The sequence below is a fragment of the Dongia sp. genome, assembly GCF_041910485.1.
In the GTDB taxonomy this organism is placed as follows: domain Bacteria; phylum Pseudomonadota; class Alphaproteobacteria; order Dongiales; family Dongiaceae; genus Dongia.
Genome location: NZ_JAYRQR010000031.1, coordinates 159,467 through 179,926, shown reverse-complemented (window position 1 = coordinate 179,926; position 20,460 = coordinate 159,467). Strand labels below are relative to the sequence as shown.

Here is a 20,460-nt window from a genome sequence, read left to right as displayed (position 1 = left end):
GGGGAGAGTGGTGGCGACAATCTGATGCTGGCGATCCCCGTTGCGGTCGCCATCGACACGACACGGGGCGAAGCGACGCGCGAGATGCGCGACGCCTTTTCGTCTCTCACCGCGGGCCTTGCCAAGCTGCCGACCGAGGCCAGCTACGAAGTCGAGCTGCGTTTTGCCGATCCGGACTTGAGCAACGGCTATGCCGGCGCGCTCGCCGATGCCGCCTTGAAGAGCGGCATCAAGCCGGCGCGGCTCTTCATCGGCAACGAAGCCGGCGACAAGGAGACGCTCACCCTGCTGGTGACGCTCGCTTTGCCCGCCCAGGATTTCGTGGCGCCCGCACCGGAGGCCAACCCATGATGGGGGCCAATCCATGAAGGGCGCGCGCTGATGTCGGGTGACGATTTCATCCGCGCGGGCGAAGCGCCGCGCCACGAAGTCAAGCAGCCGGTCTGGCTGATGAGCTTTGCCGATTTCGCCGGCTGCCTGCTCGCAAGCTTCGTGCTGCTCTATTCGCTGGCGCAGACCGACCGCGCCAAGATGCAGGCGGCCTTCGGCATCACGCCGACCGAACAGGTCGAGAGCAGCGACGGGTCGGCCGACAAATCCATGGCCGAGAAGAAAACGGACGAAGGACGCGACACCGACTATCTCGCCACCCTCCTCCAAACCAAGATCGATTCGGCGCCGGCACTGAAGGGCGTCACGGTCCTCGCCCAGGAGAGCAGCGTCCTGCTCGATCTACCTTTGGCGCGCCTGGAAGCCAAGGATGCCGAACGCGATGACGATCTGGTCTTCTCGCTCGCGGGCCTCATCTCGGTCCTGCCCAACGAAACCAGTCTCGGCGCGGACATGCCACTGGGTGGGCCCGAGAATTGGAACAAGGGCATGACCATCGCCAACGCCATGAAGGCGCGCCTCCAGGATGCCGGCGCACCCGAGGGCCTCATTGCCCGCGTCGGCCTCAGCGCCGACAGCGCGCCGCATGTTCGCCTCGTTATCCGCCGCCAGGCCGGCGAATGACAGCGTACCCCACGCAATCGTGATCGCCGTCGCTTGAGCGGCGGGACCCTCCCGTCATAGTCTTGCCGCAATCCGCCACCAAATATCGTGGCGTCGCATTTCACCCAACATCAAGGATATCGCCATGCGCTCTCTTCTCGTTGCCGGCACCGCGCTTGCCCTCTGCTTCACCGCCATTGGTGGCGCCTTTGCCGAGACCGCGCTTTCGACCGACAGCCAGACCGGGGTCAGTGTCACCATCTACAATCAGGACCTCGCCCTCATCCGCGACTCGCGGAAGGTGAGCGTCACGGCGGGCGAGAACGACATCGCCTTCATCGACGTCTCCGCCGCCATGCGGCCCGAGACGGCGCTCCTCAATTCGCCGAACGGTGCGCTCGACGTGCTGGAGCAGAATTTCGATTTCGACCTGCTGACACCAGAGAAGCTGCTAGAGAAATCGGTGGGCGAGAAGATCCGAGTCTTCCGCACCAACCCGGAAACCGGTGCCGACACCAGCGAGGAAGCGGAAGTGCTTTCCGTGGCGGGCGGCCAAGCAGTCTTGAAGATCGGCGACCGCATCGAGACCGCGATCCCCGGCCGCTTCGTCTATTCAGCGGTGCCCGCGAATTTGCGCGCGCGCCCGACGCTGGTCATCAAGGCGGTGGCCGACAAGGCCGGCGACATTCCGGTCGATCTTTCCTATTTGAGCCGCGGCCTTTCCTGGTCGGCCGATTACGTGGCCGATCTCTCGGCCGATGAGAAGACCGTCTCCATCAACGGGCTGGTGACGCTCACCAACCAGAGCGGCATCACCTACAGGCAAGCGAAGCTCCAGCTCGTCGCCGGCAATGTCAACCAGGTGCAGCCGATGCTGGAGCGCGCCGGCGGCATGGTGGCGATGGATGCGATGCCGGCCTCGGCCCCCAAGATGGTCGAGCAGGCGGCGTTCGAGTATCACCTTTACAGCCTTGAGCGCCCGACCACGATCAAGGAGAACCAGACCAAGCAGGTGGCGATGCTGGCGGCGGCCGAGGTGCCGGTCGAAAAGCAATATCTCTTCACCAACAGTGCCAATGTCTGGGGCAATTACGGCTACAATTTCGGCGAAGGCCCGCGCCAGAACGCAACCGTGAAGCTCAAGTTCAAGAATGACGAGAAATCGCACATGGGCATGCCGCTGCCGGCGGGCGTGGTGCGCGTCTACAAGAAGGATGATGCCGGCAATGCCCTCTTCGTCGGCGAGGATCATATCGACCATACGCCGAAGAATGAGCGCGTCGATCTGACCTTGGGCGAAGCGTTCGACATCACCGCCCGCGCCAAGCAGACCGGCTATACCAAGCTTGCCGACGATCTTTTCGAGAATGCCTATGAGATCGAGGTGAAGAACGCGAAGAAGGAAAAGGTCACCGTCGATCTCCGCGAAGCCTTCCCCGGCGAATGGAAGATGCTCGAGGAAACGGCCAAGCACGAACAGCTCGATTCCAACACCGCGCAATGGCTGATCGACGTGCCGGCCGAAGGCGCGACGGTCCTGAAGTACAGCGTGCGTATCAAGATCTGAGTCGCTTACGGGCAACACCCCCCTCTCTAACTCTCCCCCTCAAGGGGGAGAGAATTGGAGCGAGATTGTTGCGACCACTCGGTCGAAACTCCCTCCCCCCTTGAGGGGGAGGGTCGGGGTGGGGGGTGGCTCCTGTCTCTATCTCCGCTCTCCCTCACTCCCCCTGCTCGAACTTCATCTCGGGATCGAGCTGGTCCTTGAGGTTCCACGGCTCCCAGATCCAGGTCGCTTCCATCTGCTTGACGAAATCGCGCCAGAAGGCGCGCTTGCCTTTGACCTCCGCCGGCCAGGCATCGTCGAAAAGCTTGGCGGCGATATCCGCATGCCCACCGTAGATGAGATCGAGGAGATCGCTCCAGATCACCGGATCAAGTTCGCCCTTGGTCGGCGGGATGTCGCCGGTTGACCCTTGCGCCGTGTAGGGACCGCCGAACTCGACCAGCGCCGCCTTGATCTCGTCGCGCATGGCGGCGAGTGCCGCATCGTCGGGCGCGTCGCTGCGCATCGAATCCGAAAGCTTGTAACCCTCCGGCGACCAGTCGAGCTTGACGCCGCCACCGGGCGAACCGGCATAGGACGTGTTCCAATAGGCAAAGCTGTCATCGCCGAAGGTGAGATGCGGGGCGCCACCGGCCCAATCCTGGGTGAGAGCCGCTTCGGCATTGCCGAGCTCAAGCGATTGCAGCTTGAACTCCTTCCCCGGAAAGAGCGCATAGAGCGTCGTGCAGCAATGCGCCCCGCCGGAATAAGAGGAGAGGATGGCGAGCGGCGCCGGTTCCGCCGCCGAATAGCCATCCGGCATTTCCGGCCGTGCCCAGACGATGAAGACATTGGCGTCGGCGATGATGTGTTCGCAGGTCTCGCCACCCGCGGATTCACGCCGCGCGATGGTGAGGAATTCCAGCGGCAAGTCACCATCCGCCGTATCGACATCAGGGTCGCGCGGATAGAGCGTCAGCGTGAGGTCGCCAAGGCTCATCCGCACCTCTGTCTTAGGCCCGGCCGCCTTGCGCTTCTCGAACTGCGCGGCCTGCTCGTCGAGCACACAGCCATTGCCGGGCGCGATCTCGCCCAGGACACCCCCGGGCGCGGCCTGCGCAGGAGTCTCTTCGGCGCGCGCGGCAGCGGTCGCGGTGATGAACAACGCAGCGATGATGACATGACGCAACACGATGGCGACTCTCCTTGATGTCATTTTGAACGCGGCACCGACCCCCACCCTAACCCTCCCCCTGAAGGGAGAGGGGACTCGAGCGAGTTAGCACGAACCATCCCACCAACTCGGTGAGATTCCCTCTCCCTTCAGGGGGAGGGTTAGGGTGGGGGTGTCGGCATGCGCCGACCAGGTGGGAGTGCGCGCAAGCGAACAAAGCGCCACGACCCTCCCCTACCCCAGCACCGTCTTTCCCTTGAACTGACAGATATCCTTCACGACGCAGGCCGGGCAATCCGGCTTCCTGGCCTTGCAGACATAGCGGCCGTGCAGGATCAGCCAGTGATGGCAATGCAGCTTGAATTTTTCCGGTACCTTTTTTTCCAGCGCCAGCTCCACCGCCAGCACGTCCTTCCCCGGGGCGAGGCCCGTGCGGTTCGAGACGCGGAAGATATGTGTGTCGACGGCGATGGTTGGTTCACCGAAAGCGATATTGAGCACCACATTGGCGGTCTTGCGCCCGACGCCGGGCAGCGTTTCCAGGATCGCACGGTCGCGCGGCACCTGGGATTTGTGCTCGGCAATCAGCATTTCCGACAGCTTGATGACGTTCTTCGCCTTGGTATTGAAGAGGCCGATGGTCTTGATATGGTCCTTGAGCCTGGCCTCGCCGAGCTTCACCATCTTTTCCGGCGTATCGACGATTTTGAAGAGCTTCTCCGTCGCCTTGTTGACGCCGGTATCGGTCGCCTGGGCCGACAGCACCACCGCCACCAGCAGGGTATAGGGATTGACGTAGTTGAGCTCGCCCTTGGGGCTGGGATTCTGCGCCTGCAAGCGCGTGAAAAAGGCGTTGATCTGGTCTTTCTTGAGCATAGCTGTGCTGTCGCTGCGGGATGGCTTGCCGGGTTGTGCCTGTGGTCAGCCACTCTATACTCCGCCCTCATGTCGACGGAAGAGAAGACGCGCGAATTTCAGGAACCGGTCGCAGCGCAAGCGGACGGTTTGGAGCTGCCCGTGTTCGAGGCGCTGCTCTACCCGCACCGGTCGCTCGGCCGGCGCGGCTATCTCATTCTGGGGATCGGCACCGCGCTCATCATGGGCGCCTATGCGCTCACCTTCCTGCTCATGGGCGCCTGGCCGATCTTCGGCTTTATCGGCGCCGAATGGCTGCTCTTCTGGCTGCTCTTTTCCAAGCATCTGCGGGGCGACCGGCGGGCCGAGCGGCTGCGGCTCTATCCGGACCGTCTGGTGGTCGAGCGGCTGGATGGGAAGGGCCGCTTCACCAGCTTTTCGCTGCAACCCTATTGGCTGCAGGTGATCCTCGCCCGCGCCGCCGAACCCGACAATGCGCTTTACCTGCGCAGCCACGGCAGGGATCTGGAGATCGGCGCCTTCCTCTCGGCGCCCGAGCGGCGCGATTTTGCTGGGGAACTCTCCCAGGTGCTGGGCCATCTCAAGGCCGGCCGCTACGACGCCCGGACCGCCTGAAGGACGCCGCCATGAACGCCCATGCGGCACCTTCCCTGCGCCATCCGGGTGCTACCGAATTCGCGATGCTGTTGCTGCTCGGTCTGGTCTGGGGCTCATCCTTCCTCTTCATCAAGATCGCGGTCAGCAACGGCATGCCGCCGCTGACGCTCGCCACCTTGCGCATTTTGATGGCGGCCGTCGTTCTCATCACAGTGGCGAAGCTGCGCGGCCAAACCTTCCCTGCGCGCGTGGCTGGTCCCGACCGACCCGGCGGGCCTGGCCTGTGGCTGCGGCTCGTCCTCCTCGGCATCATCGGCAACTCGCTGCCTTTTTTCCTCATCGGCTGGGGCGAGCAATTCACCACCTCGCAGCTCGCCGCCATCCTGATGGCGACGATTCCGCTCCTCGTCCTGGTGCTGGCCCATGTCATGACCCATGACGAGAAGCTGTCGCTGCCCAAGATCGCCGGCGTGCTGTTCGGCTTTACCGGTGTCGTGACCCTGGTCGGTGTCGATGCCTTGCAAGGGCTGGGGGCGCAGGTCATCGGCCAGCTTGCCATCATCGGCGGCTGCCTTTCTTATTCGCTCTACGGGGTCAATGCGCGGCGCCTGCCGCAGATGGGTGCCGAAATGACCGTCGGCCTCATCCTGGCCTTGGGGTTCCTCTCCATCCTGCCGGTCTGGCTCATCATCGATCGGCCGTGGGAACTGGCCTGGAATGGCAATGCCGTCTTTGCGCTCTGCTGGCTGGGCCTTCTTTCGACCGCCTTCGGCAATTGGTTCTTCTTCACCCTGATGCGCCGATCCGGGGCGAGCTTCGCCTCCACCAACAATTTCCTGGTGCCGGTGATGGGACTCGGCTGGGGCTATTTCGGTTATGACGAAGTGCCGGGCCTCAATGCGCTGGTGGCCCTCATCCTCATTCTGGTGGGCCTCGCCCTGCCCCGGTTGAAACGGTTCCGCAGCTGACGCGTACCCATCGAAGGATCGAACCCATGCCCTATGTGAATGTGCAGATCACCCGTGGCGCCACCCGCGCGCAGAAATCGGAACTGGTGGCCGACATCACCAAGTCACTGGTCCGCATTCTCGGCAAGAAACCCGAACACACGCATATCGTCATCCAGGAAATCGACGAGAGCGATTGGGGCTATGCCGGCATGCTCACCGACGATTGGAAGGCGCAAGGCGGCGATTGAATTTTGGGGCGCTGGCCTCTGAGGATCCGGCCTAGCCGCCGGCCCGCATTTCTCCCGCCACCACCACCTTCGCCACATCGGCGATGAGGCCGCGTAGCCAGCGATGGGCCGGGTCGTTGCGATAACGAACGTGCCAGGCCATCTCGACCGGAAAAGTGCCGAGGTCGATCGGCGTGGGAAGGACCTTCAACCTGGGATCATGCATCAGGCGCTGGCAGATGACGCGCGGCAGCATGGTGCAATAATCGGTGACGGCGATCAGTTCCGGCACGGCCAGGAAATGCGTCACCGAGACCGCAATGTCGCGCTTGAGGCCCGCTTGTTCCAGTTTCTGGTAGAGGCCCGCGCGCAGGCGCCCCGGCGGCATCACATTGACATGCTTCAGTCGCTCATATTGCGCTGGGGTCAACCTGTCGCCAACCTCCGGATGATCCGCGCGCACGACGCAGGCGAGACCGTCATCCATCAAATGCTGCACCACCAGATTGTCCGGCGCGCCGACGATGCGGCCGAACACCATTTCGGTGGTGCCCGAGATGATTCCGGTTTCGGCCAAGTCGCTGCCATAGGGGATCATGCGCAGCCTGATGCCGGGCGCCACATCCTTGAGCCGCGCCACGACCGCCGGGATCAGCCCGAATTCGACATAGGAGTTGGTCGCCACCGTGACTTGGCGCTGGGCCTTTGCGGGGTCGAATTCCTGCTGGCCCCGAACCAGATCGTCGATCTTCGCCAGTGACGCCGCGATCACGGGGGCAAGATCGCGCGCCAGCGGCGTCGGCTCGATGCCATAGCGGGCGCGGATGAAAAGCTGGTCCTTCATCATGAGGCGCAGGCGCGCCAGCGCATTCGATAGCGCGGGCTGCGTGATCCCCAGACGCTCGGCGGCGCGGGTGACGTTGCGCTCCTCCATCAGTGTCACGAAGACCGGCAGCAGATTGAGATCGTAATGCATCAGTTATAATGTCATGTGAATATCTAAAATCAATTAAATAAACTTCTGAAATATAAGACTGAAAGCCATGTTCGTCTCGTGACGGGCGCCCGGCCGGGCTGCCCCTCGACAAAAGGAGACAGACATGACCGACCAAGTCCGCATCACAGAAATTGAACATGCGCCCAACCGTCGTCAGCTCCTCCGCGCCGCCGGTGCGGTTGCGGTCGGCGGTATCGCCGCGCAGGCGATATCGACCTCTGCTTTGGCCGACGACACGACCGAGACCGCGCCGACCGAGTTGCTCGTTGCCCGCGACGATGCCCCCTTGGGCGCCCGGTTGCAGGGCGTGCAGCATTTCGGTGTCACGGTCCAGAACATGGACCGGGCCTATGAATTCTATACCGAGGTCCTGGGTGGCACCGAAGTCTTTCGCGACGGCGATTTCCAAGGCGAGCGCATCCACAACACACTACTGACAGATCAAGAAATCGTCGCCCGCGAGCGCAAGGTCAATCCGCGCACGCTGGGCATCCCCAACCTGCGCGACGGGGCGCAGCGTCTCGATGTCCGCTTCATCCAGTTCGACAATGTCGTGATCGAGCTGCTGCAATATCGCGATGCCGATCAGCCCACCGGCAGCGGCGACAGCTTTGCTGAGCCCCGCGACCATATGAGCCCGGCTTTCCCGCGCTCGATGCATATCTGCTTCTATCTGCGCGACGATGTCGACTTCAACAAATTCATCCGCGATCTCGAGGCGGAAGCAGCCAAGCGCGGCATGAATCAGGTGAAGGCCAACCGCATCGTCACCGTGACGTCGGAAGGCGAACGTCTCGCGGCGCCGCTCAGCGCGAACTCCAACCCGATCACCGAGGGCCTCTCGGATGGCTGGACCTTGATTTACGCCAAGGGGCCGGAAGGTGAGCAGCTCGAATTCGTCAAGGCGCTGGGCCCGGTGAAGAAGCGTTTCGCCGACGCGCTGACCGCCCATCGTCAGCGCAACCAGAACAATGGGGGTTGAGATGGCCCGGTATCTTCTGGCGCGCCTCGCGCTTTTCATCGCTCTCACTGCGTCGACACCGGCGATGGCGAATGACGGTCCAGGCCAGGGCTATGCCGCGATCCCGGCCGGCGCCTATTCGATCGTCGCCGAGGTCAGAGCCAAACCCGGCAAGGCCGACGAGTTGCGCGCGGAGACACTGCCGCTCATCGGCCTGGTGCGCGGTGATCCGAAGAACCTTGTCTATTTCCTGCAGGAAGACCGCGCGGCACCGGGTCACTTCATCTTCTACGAAATCTTCGCCAGCCGCGCGGATTTCGATGCCCACAACGCGATGCCCTATGTGCAGGACTGGTTCAAGAAACTGCCGGACCTCGCCGAGGGCGGCGTCACCGTGATGCACATGGAAATTCTTGTCGGGTCGCCGACCAACTGAACGCATTCAATGGAGATCAGATCATGACAATTGAGACTCTCTTCCAGCCGACCCGGATTGGTGCCATCGAGGTGAAGAACCGCATCGCCATGGCGCCCCTCACCCGCTCGCGTGCCGATATGGACGGCGTCCATTCCGATCTCGCCGTCGACTATTACCGTCAGCGCGCCTCGGCCGGCCTCATCATCACCGAGGCCACCAACATCTCGCGCCAGGGCCGCGGCTATGCCTTTACGCCCGGCATCTATACCGACGCCCAGGTCGCGGCCTGGAAGCGCGTCACCGATGCCGTGCATAACGAAGGTGGCAAGATCGTGACGCAGCTCTGGCATGTGGGCCGCATGTCCCATGTCTCGCTGCAGGAGAATGGCGCCGCCCCGGTAGCGCCGTCGGCGATCCAGGCAGGCGAGCTTGTCTTTCTTGAATCGCAGACCCAGGCGCGGCCCTCCATGCCGCGCGCGCTTGAGACGGACGAGATCCCCGGCATCGTCGCCGACTATGCCCATGCCGCGCGCCTTGCCAAGGAAGCGGGCTTCGACGGTGTCGAGGTGCATGCGGCCAATTCCTACCTTCTCGACCAGTTCATCCGCGACAGCACGAACCATCGCACCGACCGCTATGGCGGCTCGGTCGCGAACCGCACGCGTCTCCCCATCGAGGTGGTGACGGCGGTTGCCAAGGTCTGGGGTGCCGACCGCGTCGGCGTGCGCCTCTCCCCCATGACGCGGGCGGTGGGCGACACCTCGCTCGACAGCAACCCGCAGGCAACCTATGGCCATCTCGCCCGTGAACTCGGGAAACTGGGCCTCGGCTATCTGCATGCGATCGAAGGCCAGACGCGCGGCGCCAATGCTGCCGCCGAGTTCGACTACAAGGTGCTTCACGCCGCGTTCGGCGGGCAGTACATCGCCAACAATGGCTATACGCGTGAACTGGCACTCGCCGCGACAGCGTCCGGCCATGCCGACATGATCGCCTTCGGTCAGCCCTATATCGGCAACCCCGATCTCGTCGCGCGGCTGCAGCGCAATGCGGCCTTCAACGAGAACGACAAGACGACTTACTACGGTGGCGGTGCCAAGGGCTATACCGACTATCCGACGCTCGACGTCGCCACGGTGGCTTAAGCGGCATCAGCGAGGTCAGCATGCGCGAGGTGAGCTTGGGCTCACCTCGCGTGACTGCTCATCTCTTCAATGTTCGTGGCGGTGATGCAGATCCGGGTAATGGGGATGACGGTGGATGAGGCGTGCATGCTGGTGCCGATGCGCATGCGGCTCGGGTCCCACACCCGGTTCATGCACATGTTGATGGTGCGCGTCATGCACATGGAGATGCTCATGCTCCATCGCTTCGTGCGCATGCTCGTGCACATGCTGCTCGGTCAGATGCAGCCACAGGCCGATCGCCATCAGTATCCCGCCGGCAACGAAGGCCAGTGAGATCGACTCGCCCAGGAAGAGGATCGCAACGCCCGCGCCGATGAAGGGGGCCAGCGCGTAATAGGCGCCGGTCCGCGCCGTCCCCAGATGCCGCAGCGCCAGCACGAACAGCGTCAGCGAGACACCGTAACCGAGGAAGCCGACCAAGCCGGCGGCGGCGATGGTACCGAATTGCGGCAGCACCGGATCGAGGCTGAAGGCCAGCGCCGCATTGACCGATCCGGCGACCAATCCTTTCAGCATCGCGATCTGCATGGGATCGCTCGCCGCGACCTTGCGCGTCAGATTGTTGTCGATGCCCCAGGCAAGACAGGCCCCGGCAATGAGCAGCGGCCCCCAAGCGAATCCGATCGCCGCGTCTTTGGGCCAGGAAAGAACGAGCGCGCCGGCGACGATCGCGACGGCGCCGATCATGAGGCGCCAGTCGACATTCTCCTTGAAGACCATCCAGGCGATGCCGAGGGTCAGCACGCTTTCAAGGTTGAGGAGCAGCGACGCCTCGGCGGCTGAACTCTGGGCCAGCCCGAACATCAGGAGCACCGGACCCACGACGCCACCGGCCAGGGTCGCGGCGGCAAACCAGGGCAGATCGGCGCGGGATAGCTGCGTCTCCTGGCTCTTGCGGAAAAGGCGCACCAGGGCCAGGCCGCAGCCTGAGCCCAAATAGAGAAGCCCGGCCAAAGCCCAAGGCGAGACATCCCCCAGCAGCAGCTTGGCGACCGGTGCGCTGATCCCGAAGAGAGCCGCCGACACCAGGGCATAGACGATGCCGATCATCGGGCGGCGGCCGCTGGATCAGGAATTGGCGGGTGCGGATCCGCCGACGCTGAAGCCCAGAACGTCTTTCATCGTATAGAGGCCCGGTGCCTTGCCGGCAGCCCACAGCACCGCTTTCACCGCCCCGCGTGCGAAGATCTCGCGGCTCGACGCCTTGTGGGTGATCTCCAGCCGCTCGCCATCGGCGGCGAAGATGATCGTGTGGTCGCCCACCACGTCGCCGCCGCGCAAGGCCGCAAAGCCGATCTCGCCCTTGGCACGGGGGCCGGTCTGGCCGTCACGCCCACGCTTGGCGGCCCGGCGCAGGGTGGTTCCCCGCCCGCGCGCCGCCGCCTCGCCCAGGGTCAAAGCCGTGCCCGACGGGGCGTCGACCTTGTGCCGGTGGTGCATTTCGACGATCTCGATATCCCAATCGGTGTCGAGGATCCGGGCCACCTGCTCGATCACCTGTTCGAGGAGATTGACCCCCAGCGACATGTTGGACGCCATCACGATCGGCGCCTTCTGGGCGGCGCGGGCGACGGCTGCCTGCTGGTCGCTGTCGAGCCCGGTCGTCCCAATCACATGCGCCGTCCCACCCTTGGCGGCATAGCCGGCATGGAGGGCGGTAGCGGAAGGGTTGGTGAAATCGATCACCACGTCAGCGGTCTCGAAGAGCCCCGCCGGGTCATCATTCACTGTGATTCCAAAGGGATCGGTGCCGGCAAGGGCGCCGAGATCCATGCCGAGGGCAGGTGAGCCCTTGCGCTCGGTGCCGCCCACGACGAGGACGCCCGGCGCCTGGGCCAGTATCTTCAGCAGCATCTGGCCCATGCGACCGGCACAGCCGGCGATGCCGACTTTGATGGCCCCATTGAGCTGGCGCTTTGGCTTCTGGACCGTCGGCTTTGCCGATTTTTCCTTTTCCACCAAAGGCTTGGATTTAGCTACGGGAGCCTTTGCCGGAACGGACTTGGTCTCTGCCTTGGGCTTGGGCTTCTTCGCCTGAGTCTTGACCGCCATAATTCCCCCTGAACCATCCGGCGGGAAATCTAGACGAGGTTCGCCGGGATCGGCAACAGGCGTTGGTAAACAAAGGCTTGCGGACCCCCCGAAATACCCCCGATCTGGCCGCCGAAAAGGGCCCGGAAACGCCCCTTTTCACCACCCTTTTCATCCCTTTTTCAGAAGCTGCCCGAGGGTCCGGGGAAAAGAGCCGTGATCTCGGTCCCGATGCCGGAGCGGCTGCGGACCGAGAGGGCGCCGCCGTGGAGTTCGACCAGGTTCTTGACCAAGGAGAGGCCGAGGCCGGTGCCGCGATGGTTCTGCGAGATCGAACTGTCGATCTGGCGGAAGGGGTCGAGGGCGCGGCTGATTTCCTCCTCGCTCATGCCGATGCCGGTATCGGTGACGACGATCGCCGAGGCGCCGTTCGGGCGGTCCTCGACGGAGAGCTTCACCTTGCCGCCGGTGGGCGTGAATTTCACCGCGTTGGAGAGGAGATTGATGATGATCTGCTTGACCGCGCGCTGGTCGCCGAACAAAGGCTGCGTGCCATCGGCCACGTCGGTGAAGAGGGTGACGGACCCTTCGCGCGCCATGTCGTTGACCAGCCGGGCGCTGCTTTCAGCGAGGTCGCGCGCCTCGAGCGGCGTCGGCTTCAATTCCATCTTGCCGGCCTCGATCTTCGAAATGTCGAGGATGTCGTTGATGAGGTCGAGCAGCAGCCGGCCGCTTTCGTGAATGAGTTCGGCATAGTCGCCATAGCGGCTGGGCTGCACTTCGCCGAAGGTGCCGCGCCGCGTCACGTCGGAAAAACCGATGATGGCGTTGAGCGGGGTCCTGAGTTCGTGGCTCATATGGGCGAGGAACTGCGACTTGGCGCGGTTGGCGCTTTCCGCCTCGTGATGGGCTTCGCGCAGCGCCCGCGCCTGGGCTTCGAGCTTCGAGCGCGTTTCCTCGAGCTTGGCCTGGTATTCCTTGGATTCGGTGACGTCGAGTTCGGAAACGAGCCAGGCGGGTGCCCCGGTCGCGGCGTCGGTGGCGATGCGCGCCGTCACTTCATGCCAGCGCAGGCCCGTACCCGTGCGCACGCGGGCGATGAGGCGCGCCCCGCCCGTTTCGGCCAGAGTCGTCACCAGCCGGCGGTGATCGACGGGATCGAGGAAACGCACGCGGAGCGGCGCCCCCTCGACGGTATCGCCAGCCAGGCGCGAGGCCCGCGCCGCGGGATTGGAATAGAGGATCTGCCCGTCGAGATCGTAAAGCGTGATCATCACGGTCGTGTGCAGAAGCGCGTCGGTCGAGCGCAACGCTTCCGGCGTGTCGTTATAGTCGGCCAAGCCTTCGCAGAACATCGCCATGCGTCCGTCGTCGAGACGGATGCCGCTGAAACGGCAACGCAGCGAGCGCGGCGCCCCTTGCGGATAGAGCGTCCAGACTTCCGAGAAAGTGGCGGGGCCGGCGATGAAATCTTCCTGATACTGGCGCAAACGCGCCGCCACCCCCGGCGACATGTCGACGGCGAGGTCGCGGGCGAACAATGTGCCGATATCGGGGGCGCGCCAGACCTCAAGGGCCGCCGGGTTGGCCCAGATGACACGCGACAGATCGATGTCATAGATCCAGAGCGCGGTATGGAGGCGCGCGGCGAGGCCTGCGTCGAAGGCGGCCGGCAAAGCGGGCATGTCGGGCAATTGCCCGTCCCCCACGCTCATCGCCTGCCCACCATCATCGCCCATCGACCTACCCCAGAAAGTCGGTGTTTCGGCGCAGAGAAAAGGCCAGCGGGGCGCAACCGTCAAGACACGATCATAGTGTGAGTCGGTCATCCGGAAGGTGCAGGCAAATCAGCGTGTTAAATCGGCGGCGATTCGCCGGTATCCGGCGCTGGATAAGCCGACAAAACGGTGTAGATCAGGCGGCAGGTGGAGAGTCCTAAAGTGCGGCGCGATGGCGAACAAAGTGTCGCACGCTTGAATTACCAGCGGCGTCGATCGGGCGAGAAGGGTGGAGGGCGGTTCGGGAAGCATCGTCCTGGTGCCGTGGCGCTCCGGCCGCGCAAGCCTGTGGTAAGGTCGCGGTCATGTTGGCCCCCGATAGTCAGGCCCGAATTCCGTCGCCCGCGCCGCGTTCCCGCCGAGCTGTGCGGCCCTTATCCGAGTGGCCCCAGCAATGCCGCGTTTCGTCTATCGCTCCTATGGACTTCTGATCTTCGCATTGGGAACGGCGGTTCTGGCCTTCATCCTGCTGCTGTCGCCCTTGCGGTCGAACGATTACGTCATCGATCCCTTGAACGCGTTGGTGGCCGCGGTGATGGCGCTGACCATCTACCGCCGGCTGCAGCTGGGTGTTCCCAACCTGGTGGTGCGCGCGGCCTGGATCGGGTGGCTCAGCGTATTGCTGATGACCCTTGTTCTCGAATGGCTGCCGGCGCATCGCGATGTCCTGCTCGATTTCCTGAGCCTTAAGGAATCGGCCGAGTTTTTCCTGTGGCTGCTGGCGCCCATCGGCCTTTTCATCGTGTCGCGTTTCGAGCGCGTCCCCGCCCTGGTCAAGCATCTGCTGATCTGCGGCTTCGTCGCGCAGACGCTGGTGGTCGGCCTGGAATTCGTCGAGGATTGGTCGCCGGTCGGCCTTTCCGCTGACGAGATCGAGACGATCTCGGATTTCAGCCAGTTCGTGTATCTGCAATTCTATCTGGTGGCCTTCGGCCTGCTGCTGCTTTATGCGGGCTGGTCGCCGATCGCGCGGCATGCGGCGTCGGATGTGCATAGCGGGCAGCTCGGCAATCGCGCGCGCCACGTCTTCGACGCCTATCATCTGTTCGCCAAGGGTCGCTTCCCCAAGCAGCGCATCGCGCATTGGCCGGGGATTCTCCCCATCATCGATTTCGGCCGCATCGCCCTGTGGACCGGAAGCCTGGGCGGCGAAGTAAGGCGCAATTTCGGCGTGCCGATCGTCCGGCAGATCGTCGACATCCTGCTGCTGATGATGCATTGCGGGCTCGATGCGCAAGCCTATTACATGCTGGAGCTTTACCGCCGCGACCGGCAAAGAGCGGCCGGCGAGTATCTGACGCGCTACGAGACCAAGAACGGGCTCTTCACCGCGCTCAACTATCTCATCCCCAAGAAGGACCATCGCAGCAATCTGTCCGACAAGGCGCGGTTCGACCGCACCTGTCGGGCCCACGGTCTGCCAACACCCCGGTTGATCGCGCTGGCGCAGGATGGCGCGGTCGCATGGCTGGATCAGGCCGCTTTTGAATCGGTGCCGGGCCTCTTCGTGAAACCCGCCGTTTCAAAGGGTGCCAGGGGTACCGAGACGTATCTGGCCTTTCATCATGGAGCCGAGTCCGGAGCGCCACGGTGCGCAAACGTCACTGAGGTTCATTTGCTGGCGCCCGACGGCAAGCTCCTCACCCAGGCGGCGCTCGAAGCGCATCTCACACAGCAATCGGCGGGGCAGACTCTGCTGGTGCAGGAGCGGCTGGAGAATGCACTGTCGGTGGCGCGCTATGCCCGGACATCCCTGGTCGTCATTCGCGTCATCACCTGCCGCGATATCTTCGGATCGCCCGCCGTCACCCACGGCATGTTGCGCATCCTCTCGAAGCTGGAGCCCGATTGGCCGAGCGACATCGAATATGGCGCGCCGATTGATCTTGCAACCGGCACGCTGGGCTGGCTCGCCGGCGACAAGCGCGCCGATGCGCTGGATTTCTTCGACTATCATCCGGTGACCGGTGCGCGCGTGCTGGGGGCGGCCCTGCCGGAATGGTTTGCCGTGCGCGATCTGGCCTTGGCCGCCCACAAGGTTTTCAACGACCGCTTCGTCATCGGTTGGGATATCGCGGTCACACCCCAGGGACCCATGCTGATCGAAGGCAATGCCTATCCGGATTTCGCCTTCCTGCAACGCGTTCACCGCCTGCCAGCGGGCGAAAACCCGATCGGCCCCTTGCTGCACAACGGCCTCGACCAATTGGTCGAAGCGCGCGAGGCGATGCGCGGCGGGCCGGTGCGGATCCAATCGCCGCTTTAATCGAGGACGTCGGCCAGCTGAAGAATGGGGGCCTGGCGCATGGCACCGTGGCGCGCGACGAGATCGGTCAAGTCGCTGGTGACATGGCCCGCGGGCTGCACCAGGCCGAACTCGACCCGGTCGCCGTCGAAGACATAGTGCACCAGTCCCGGTTCGTGCCGCCCGTCGAAGGGCGCCACCTCGTCATCGATGACCAGCCCCGTGCTCGGCGCCCAGACCATCGTGATGTTGCCGGCGACAAGCGTGCGGTAGTGATGGGCATGCCCACAGCCGACAAGGCGCAGGTCGGCCCCGGCGAAACGGTCCATGAGCGCGCGGCGTGCCGGTTCGAGCAAACACCAGACCGGGTCGCCCGGTTCGTCCGGCGCCGTGACGAAGAGCGGCTTGTGGAGAAAAAGGGCGATCGGCCGGCCGGCGGTCGCCGCGAGTTCGGCGTCGAGCCAGGCGAATTGCTGAACCTCGGCCGCAAGGCCGCTGCCCGGCAATTGGGCATTGAGGCCGATGATGCGCCAGTGCCCCAGATCCCGCGCCCACCAGTCCGGCCCGAGCCGGTCGAGATAACGCTGGCGGCGTTCTTGGCTGACCCATTGGTCCATATAGGGCTTGGGGCCGGTGTCGCCGATATCGTGATTGCCGGGAAGGGCCGCCCACGGCACGTCGAGCCGCGCCAGTTCGGCCGCCACGAAATCATGGTCCGCTACATGATCTGGATCGCACAGGACCAGATCGCCGGTGGCGACGACCAGATCGGGGTGGACCCGGTTGATATGTTTCCGGCAGGCGGCCCAGCCCCGGTAATTGTAGGCGCGCAGCGCGCTGAGATGGAGGTCGCTGACCTGGATGAGCGTGTGGCGCGACATGGAGCCCCCTGAAATCACCATTTTCAAAGGCGAGGGTTTAGCGCGCGGCGATTGCAGCACGGTGACAGAAACCCCAAGAAAAGACTTGTCGCGGCGCGGCCGGAACCCCTAGGAATTGTATGAGAAAACAACTCATGATGTGTGTTCTCCGGGAAAACGGAGATAATTCGTTAACGTACCCGGGCCTGCGGCGAGACCAGGATGCCCGTGGAACGGGAGATGAATTTGCCAAAGCACGGCGATGAACCGGTCCCACAGAACAAGGCACTCGGACAACCGGGCGTGGTGATCGATCTGTGCCCGTCCGACCCCGCCGGCATGGCCGCGTGGGAAGCGCGCCGGGTGGCGGCCCTCAAGGCGACGGGCCTGCTCGATACGACATCCGATCCCGCTTTCGACGACCTCACCGAGCTTGCGGCGCAATTCTGCGAAACGCAGGTGGCACTGATCGTGCTGGTCGATACCGAGCGGCTGTGGTTCAAATCCGTCCGCGGTACCGACCTCAGGGAATATCCGCGTGCCGGCTCGTTCTGCGACACGGTCATTCGCGGCGACGGTGTGTTCGTGGTGCCGGACCTCACCCAGGACCCGCGCTTTGCCGACAGCGAGATCGTGCGGGAGACCGGCCTGCGCTTCTATGCCTCGGCGACCATTCATGCGCCGGGCGGCATCATCCTGGGGACCCTGGCGGTCCTCGACAAGAAGGCGCGCACCCTTTCGCCCGCGCAGGCCGATGCGCTGCTGCGGCTGGCGCGTCAGTGCGACAATCTCATCGCGCTGAAAGGCCTGCTGCGCGATCTGGAACGGCAGGTATCCACCCGCACCCAGGCACTGCGATCGACCGAGGCGCGCCTGTCGGCCTTCATGCAGAACGCGCCGATCACCATGTCGGTCAAGGACCTCGACGGCCACTATCTGTTGGTCAACCGTGCAAGCGAACGATTCTACGGCAGACCGGCATCGGACATGATCGGCCGGCGCATCGCCGATATAGAACTCAGCGAGGGTGCCCGCGCCATCGACGAGCTGGAGGTCGAGATGCGGCGCGCCGGCCGGTCGGTGACGCGCGAAATTGCCTATCCGCGCGACGGCGGCACGCGCTGGTACCGCGACATCAAGTTCCCCATCCCCGATGAGACCGGCGCCATCGGCGCCATCGGCGGCATCGGCATCGACATCACCGCGACCAAGCTGGTGCAGGAAGAGCTGATCGAGGCCAAGGAACATGCCGAGGCCGCGAGCCAGGCGAAGTCGCAGTTCCTTGCCAATATGAGCCACGAACTGCGCACGCCCTTGAATGCCATCCTCGGCTTCTCGGAGATCCTCGCCGGGTCGCCGCTGGGCCCGCTGACGCCGGAGCGCGTGCAGACCTATGCGGCGGACATCCATGAAAGCGGCCGGCTGCTGCTTAACATCATCAACGATATTCTGGATCTCTCGAAGATCGAGGCTGGGCGGCTGGTTCTTACCGACGGTCCCTGCGACCTTGGCGCCATCGCGCGCAACGCGCTCAATCTCGTTGCCAATGCCGCGCAGGCCAAGTCGCTGCGCCTCCTCAACAACCTGCCCGACAATCTGCCGCCCATCCGCGCCGACGAGCGGGCGCTCACGCAAATTCTCATCAACCTGTTGAACAATGCGGTGAAGTTCACCCTGCCCGGCGGCGAGATCCGCATCGAGGCCGGGCTGGTCAATCATGGCGAGCGGGGCGACGGCATCGCCATTGCCGTTTCCGACACCGGGATCGGCATCGCCAACGAGGATATACCGCTGGTCTTCTCCGCCTTCGGCCAGGTCCAGGACGCTTTCGTGCGCGCCCATGAAGGGGCGGGGCTGGGCTTGCCCATCGCGCGGGCCCTCACCGAGGCACAGGGCGGCAGGCTCGATCTTCATTCGCGCCTCGGCCAGGGGACCCGCGTCACCCTGTGGCTGCCCAAGGAACGGGTTCTCGCCGCCTGAAGTGTCCGCCTGCAGTCTCCGGCTGAGGGGTCCGGCTGAGGGGTCCGGCTGAGAGGTCTGGCGGGGCACCCCGCCATTCTCCCCTGTGACGGCGCGCATGATCGGGTGCGAAAAGGCCGCCGGCCGGCACCGGGCGATTAGACAAGCGCCGCCCGATCCGCTATCAGGGCGGCCATGAACGCAAAAGAACCTTCCCCCGCCGGTCGGGGGCCTCGCGATGCCGCACCGGATAGCGGTACCGAGTCACCCACCCTTTCCGCCCGTTCGATCGCACTCGATCTGATGGATGCCGTGTTCCGGCGCCGGAAACCGCTCGACGAAGCCTTGGGCGAACACGCCGAGCTTGAAAAACTCGCCACCCGCGACCGCCAGTTCGTGCGGGCGCTGGTCGCCACCACCTTGCGGCATATGGGCCAGATCGACCATGCGCTGGGCCAGTGCCTGGAAAAGCCCCTGCCCGCCCGCGCCCTTCTGGTGCGCAACATCCTGCGCTTAGGGGCCGCCCAGATCATGTTCCTGGCGACGGCGCCCCACGCCGCCGTCGACACGATGGTGACATTGGCCGGCGAGCGCGGCGAGACCGGCTTCAAGGGCCTCATCAATGCGGTGCTCAGGCGCATCGCGCGCGATCCGCAGGCCTTCCTGGCGGCAGCCCCCGCCGGCGCGGTGAGCCTGCCCGACTGGTTGTGGCAAAGCTGGGTCAGGGCGTATGGCGTCGCCAAGGCCACACAGATCGCGACCGCGCATCTTTATGAGCCACCGCTCGATTTCTGCTGCCGCCGTCCGGCCGAGGCCGAATATTGGGCGAGCCAATTGCATGCCCGCGTCATGCCGCTCTCCGGCACGCTGCGGCGGCCCGTCGCCTCGGAAGGGGGCGAGCGGCTGCATCAGCGCGTCGAGGATCTGCCCGGCTATGCCGAAGGTGCGTGGTGGGTGCAGGATCTCGCGGCACAGATTCCGGCACGCCTCCTCGGCAATGTGGCGGGGAAGCGGGTCATCGATCTTTGTGCCGCCCCCGGCGGCAAGACGGCGCAGCTTGCCTCGGCCGGTGCCCAGGTGACGGCGCTCGACCGGTCGCGGCCGCGCCTCGCCCGCGTCAAAGAGAATCTCGAGCGCCTGCGCCTCCATGCCGAGCTTGAGGCGGCCGATGCGGCGCTGTGGGATCGCGGGCGCGATTTCGACGCGGTGCTGCTCGATGCGCCCTGTTCGGCGACCGGCACCATCCGCCGCCACCCGGACGTGGCCTGGCTCAAGGACCCGCGCGACATCGGCAAGCTCACCGCGACCCAGGACCGCCTCCTCGACAAGGCGGTCTCGCTGCTCGCCCCCGGCGGCACGCTCATCTATTGCACCTGTTCGCTGCAGCCCGAGGAAGGGCCGGAGCGCATCGCCGCCCTCCTGGCGCGGCACGGCGACCTGAAGCATGACCGCATCCACACGGAAGAGGTGGGCGGGTTGTTCGAGCTCATCTCGCCGGCGGGTGATTTCCGCTCGCTGCCCAGCCATCTCGCCGACCAGGGCGGCCTCGACGGGTTTTTTGCCGCGCGCATTCTGAAAGCCGGCTGAACAAAACTCCGTAAGTCAGCGCCCTGGAACTTCTGGGCAAAGCGCCGGTTGATTGAGCGATCAATCGACCAGAC

At 64.4% G+C, this 20,460-nt stretch carries 19 protein-coding genes; 12 read left to right on the top strand and 7 right to left on the bottom strand.

Annotation, left to right across the window (positions count from 1 at the left end; all coding sequences use genetic code 11):
• The 3 genes from ACE3PP_RS09790 to ACE3PP_RS09780 form a co-directional block, all read left to right on the top strand.
• Positions 1-351, top strand: a 351-nt coding sequence (locus ACE3PP_RS09790) for a hypothetical protein (protein ID WP_374381215.1), incomplete at its 5' end; no start/stop codon positions are given.
• 30 nt (positions 352-381) lie between these two features.
• Positions 382-1,014: a flagellar motor protein MotB gene (locus tag ACE3PP_RS09785; RefSeq protein ID WP_374381212.1), complete on the top strand. Its 633-nt coding sequence runs from the start codon at positions 382-384 to the stop codon at positions 1,012-1,014.
• Positions 1,015-1,138: 124 nt separating this feature from the next.
• A complete protein-coding gene (locus tag ACE3PP_RS09780; RefSeq protein WP_374381209.1) occupies positions 1,139-2,560 on the top strand; it encodes a DUF4139 domain-containing protein in 1,422 nt (473 codons plus the stop codon).
• Positions 2,561-2,714: 154 nt separating this feature from the next.
• On the opposite strand, the gene ACE3PP_RS09775 is transcribed toward ACE3PP_RS09780, so the two are convergent.
• Together ACE3PP_RS09775 and nth are read right to left on the bottom strand one after the other, a co-directional pair.
• Complete coding sequence (locus ACE3PP_RS09775; RefSeq protein WP_374381206.1) at positions 2,715-3,731, bottom strand: hypothetical protein; 1,017 nt, start codon at positions 3,729-3,731, stop codon at positions 2,715-2,717.
• A 216-nt stretch (positions 3,732-3,947) separates the two neighbouring features.
• Positions 3,948-4,589 (bottom strand): endonuclease III, encoded by a 642-nt coding sequence (gene nth / locus ACE3PP_RS09770; protein WP_374381203.1) that lies wholly within the window; start codon positions 4,587-4,589, stop codon positions 3,948-3,950.
• Positions 4,590-4,658: 69 nt separating this feature from the next.
• Here nth and ACE3PP_RS09765 point away from each other — a divergent pair, with 69 nt between their 5' ends.
• The 3 genes from ACE3PP_RS09765 to ACE3PP_RS09755 are packed head-to-tail and all read left to right on the top strand — an operon-like array spanning position 4,659 to position 6,384.
• Entirely contained in the window at positions 4,659-5,204 is a 546-nt protein-coding gene (locus ACE3PP_RS09765; RefSeq protein ID WP_374381200.1) for a DUF2244 domain-containing protein, read from the top strand.
• A gap of 11 nt (positions 5,205-5,215) precedes the next feature.
• Positions 5,216-6,154, top strand: a complete 939-nt coding sequence (locus tag ACE3PP_RS09760; RefSeq protein WP_374381197.1) for a DMT family transporter — start codon at positions 5,216-5,218, stop codon at positions 6,152-6,154.
• A gap of 26 nt (positions 6,155-6,180) precedes the next feature.
• Positions 6,181-6,384 carry a 4-oxalocrotonate tautomerase family protein gene (locus ACE3PP_RS09755; protein WP_374381194.1) on the top strand — a complete coding sequence of 68 codons (204 nt, stop codon included), beginning with the start codon at positions 6,181-6,183 and terminating at the stop codon, positions 6,382-6,384.
• A 31-nt stretch (positions 6,385-6,415) separates the two neighbouring features.
• Here ACE3PP_RS09755 and ACE3PP_RS09750 read toward each other — a convergent pair whose 3' ends face one another.
• Entirely contained in the window at positions 6,416-7,339 is a 924-nt protein-coding gene (locus ACE3PP_RS09750) for a LysR substrate-binding domain-containing protein (protein ID WP_374381191.1), read from the bottom strand.
• 124 nt (positions 7,340-7,463) lie between these two features.
• Between ACE3PP_RS09750 and ACE3PP_RS09745 the strand changes: the two genes are divergently transcribed.
• The 3 genes from ACE3PP_RS09745 to ACE3PP_RS09735 are packed head-to-tail and all read left to right on the top strand — an operon-like array spanning position 7,464 to position 9,884.
• The gene (locus ACE3PP_RS09745) at positions 7,464-8,342 is read left to right on the top strand and encodes a VOC family protein (protein WP_374381188.1); all 879 of its coding nucleotides are present in this window, start codon (positions 7,464-7,466) and stop codon (positions 8,340-8,342) included.
• Between the two features lies 1 nt (position 8,343).
• Positions 8,344-8,757, top strand: a complete 414-nt coding sequence (locus ACE3PP_RS09740; protein ID WP_374381185.1) for a putative quinol monooxygenase — start codon at positions 8,344-8,346, stop codon at positions 8,755-8,757.
• 23 nt (positions 8,758-8,780) lie between these two features.
• Positions 8,781-9,884: an alkene reductase gene (locus tag ACE3PP_RS09735; RefSeq protein WP_374381182.1), complete on the top strand. Its 1,104-nt coding sequence runs from the start codon at positions 8,781-8,783 to the stop codon at positions 9,882-9,884.
• 66 nt (positions 9,885-9,950) lie between these two features.
• On the opposite strand, the gene ACE3PP_RS09730 is transcribed toward ACE3PP_RS09735, so the two are convergent.
• From ACE3PP_RS09730 to ACE3PP_RS09720, 3 genes are all read right to left on the bottom strand, one after another.
• Positions 9,951-10,976, bottom strand: a complete 1,026-nt coding sequence (locus ACE3PP_RS09730; protein ID WP_374381179.1) for a DMT family transporter — start codon at positions 10,974-10,976, stop codon at positions 9,951-9,953.
• A gap of 18 nt (positions 10,977-10,994) precedes the next feature.
• Positions 10,995-11,822 (bottom strand): 4-hydroxy-tetrahydrodipicolinate reductase, encoded by an 828-nt coding sequence (gene dapB, locus ACE3PP_RS09725; protein WP_374381229.1) that lies wholly within the window; start codon positions 11,820-11,822, stop codon positions 10,995-10,997.
• A gap of 317 nt (positions 11,823-12,139) precedes the next feature.
• Entirely contained in the window at positions 12,140-13,696 is a 1,557-nt protein-coding gene (locus ACE3PP_RS09720; protein WP_374381177.1) for an ATP-binding protein, read from the bottom strand.
• Positions 13,697-14,129: 433 nt separating this feature from the next.
• On the opposite strand from ACE3PP_RS09720, the gene ACE3PP_RS09715 reads away from it, so the two are divergent.
• A complete protein-coding gene (locus tag ACE3PP_RS09715) occupies positions 14,130-16,001 on the top strand; it encodes a sugar-transfer associated ATP-grasp domain-containing protein (RefSeq protein ID WP_374381174.1) in 1,872 nt (623 codons plus the stop codon).
• Here the strand turns inward: ACE3PP_RS09715 and ACE3PP_RS09710 are convergent.
• Positions 15,998-16,861, bottom strand: coding sequence for a metallophosphoesterase (locus ACE3PP_RS09710; RefSeq protein WP_374381171.1), 864 nt, complete (start codon positions 16,859-16,861; stop codon positions 15,998-16,000). The genes ACE3PP_RS09715 and ACE3PP_RS09710 overlap by 4 nt on opposite strands.
• 219 nt (positions 16,862-17,080) lie before the next feature.
• Between ACE3PP_RS09710 and ACE3PP_RS09705 the strand changes: the two genes are divergently transcribed.
• Both ACE3PP_RS09705 and ACE3PP_RS09700 read left to right on the top strand, forming a co-directional pair.
• Positions 17,081-18,820: an ATP-binding protein gene (locus tag ACE3PP_RS09705; protein ID WP_374381168.1), complete on the top strand. Its 1,740-nt coding sequence runs from the start codon at positions 17,081-17,083 to the stop codon at positions 18,818-18,820.
• A gap of 174 nt (positions 18,821-18,994) precedes the next feature.
• Entirely contained in the window at positions 18,995-20,386 is a 1,392-nt protein-coding gene (locus ACE3PP_RS09700; protein ID WP_374381165.1) for an RsmB/NOP family class I SAM-dependent RNA methyltransferase, read from the top strand.
• The last annotated feature ends 74 nt before the right edge of the window (positions 20,387-20,460 follow it).

Excerpts from the sequence above, each read along its gene's own strand:
- ACE3PP_RS09785 (WP_374381212.1), top strand. The coding sequence starts at position 382 with ATGTCGGGTGACGATTTCATCCGCGCGGGCGAAGCGCCGCGCCACGAA.
- ACE3PP_RS09780 (WP_374381209.1), top strand. The coding sequence starts at position 1,139 with ATGCGCTCTCTTCTCGTTGCCGGCACCGCGCTTGCCCTCTGCTTCACC.
- nth (WP_374381203.1), bottom strand. The coding sequence starts at position 4,589 with ATGCTCAAGAAAGACCAGATCAACGCCTTTTTCACGCGCTTGCAGGCG.
- ACE3PP_RS09765 (WP_374381200.1), top strand. The coding sequence starts at position 4,659 with ATGTCGACGGAAGAGAAGACGCGCGAATTTCAGGAACCGGTCGCAGCG.
- ACE3PP_RS09760 (WP_374381197.1), top strand. The coding sequence starts at position 5,216 with ATGAACGCCCATGCGGCACCTTCCCTGCGCCATCCGGGTGCTACCGAA.
- ACE3PP_RS09755 (WP_374381194.1), top strand. The coding sequence starts at position 6,181 with ATGCCCTATGTGAATGTGCAGATCACCCGTGGCGCCACCCGCGCGCAG.
- ACE3PP_RS09750 (WP_374381191.1), bottom strand. The coding sequence starts at position 7,339 with ATGCATTACGATCTCAATCTGCTGCCGGTCTTCGTGACACTGATGGAG.
- ACE3PP_RS09745 (WP_374381188.1), top strand. The coding sequence starts at position 7,464 with ATGACCGACCAAGTCCGCATCACAGAAATTGAACATGCGCCCAACCGT.
- ACE3PP_RS09740 (WP_374381185.1), top strand. The coding sequence starts at position 8,344 with ATGGCCCGGTATCTTCTGGCGCGCCTCGCGCTTTTCATCGCTCTCACT.
- ACE3PP_RS09735 (WP_374381182.1), top strand. The coding sequence starts at position 8,781 with ATGACAATTGAGACTCTCTTCCAGCCGACCCGGATTGGTGCCATCGAG.
- ACE3PP_RS09730 (WP_374381179.1), bottom strand. The coding sequence starts at position 10,976 with ATGATCGGCATCGTCTATGCCCTGGTGTCGGCGGCTCTCTTCGGGATC.
- ACE3PP_RS09720 (WP_374381177.1), bottom strand. The coding sequence starts at position 13,696 with ATGGGCGATGATGGTGGGCAGGCGATGAGCGTGGGGGACGGGCAATTG.
- ACE3PP_RS09715 (WP_374381174.1), top strand. The coding sequence starts at position 14,130 with ATGCCGCGTTTCGTCTATCGCTCCTATGGACTTCTGATCTTCGCATTG.
- ACE3PP_RS09710 (WP_374381171.1), bottom strand. The coding sequence starts at position 16,861 with ATGTCGCGCCACACGCTCATCCAGGTCAGCGACCTCCATCTCAGCGCG.
- ACE3PP_RS09705 (WP_374381168.1), top strand. The coding sequence starts at position 17,081 with ATGAATTTGCCAAAGCACGGCGATGAACCGGTCCCACAGAACAAGGCA.
- ACE3PP_RS09700 (WP_374381165.1), top strand. The coding sequence starts at position 18,995 with ATGAACGCAAAAGAACCTTCCCCCGCCGGTCGGGGGCCTCGCGATGCC.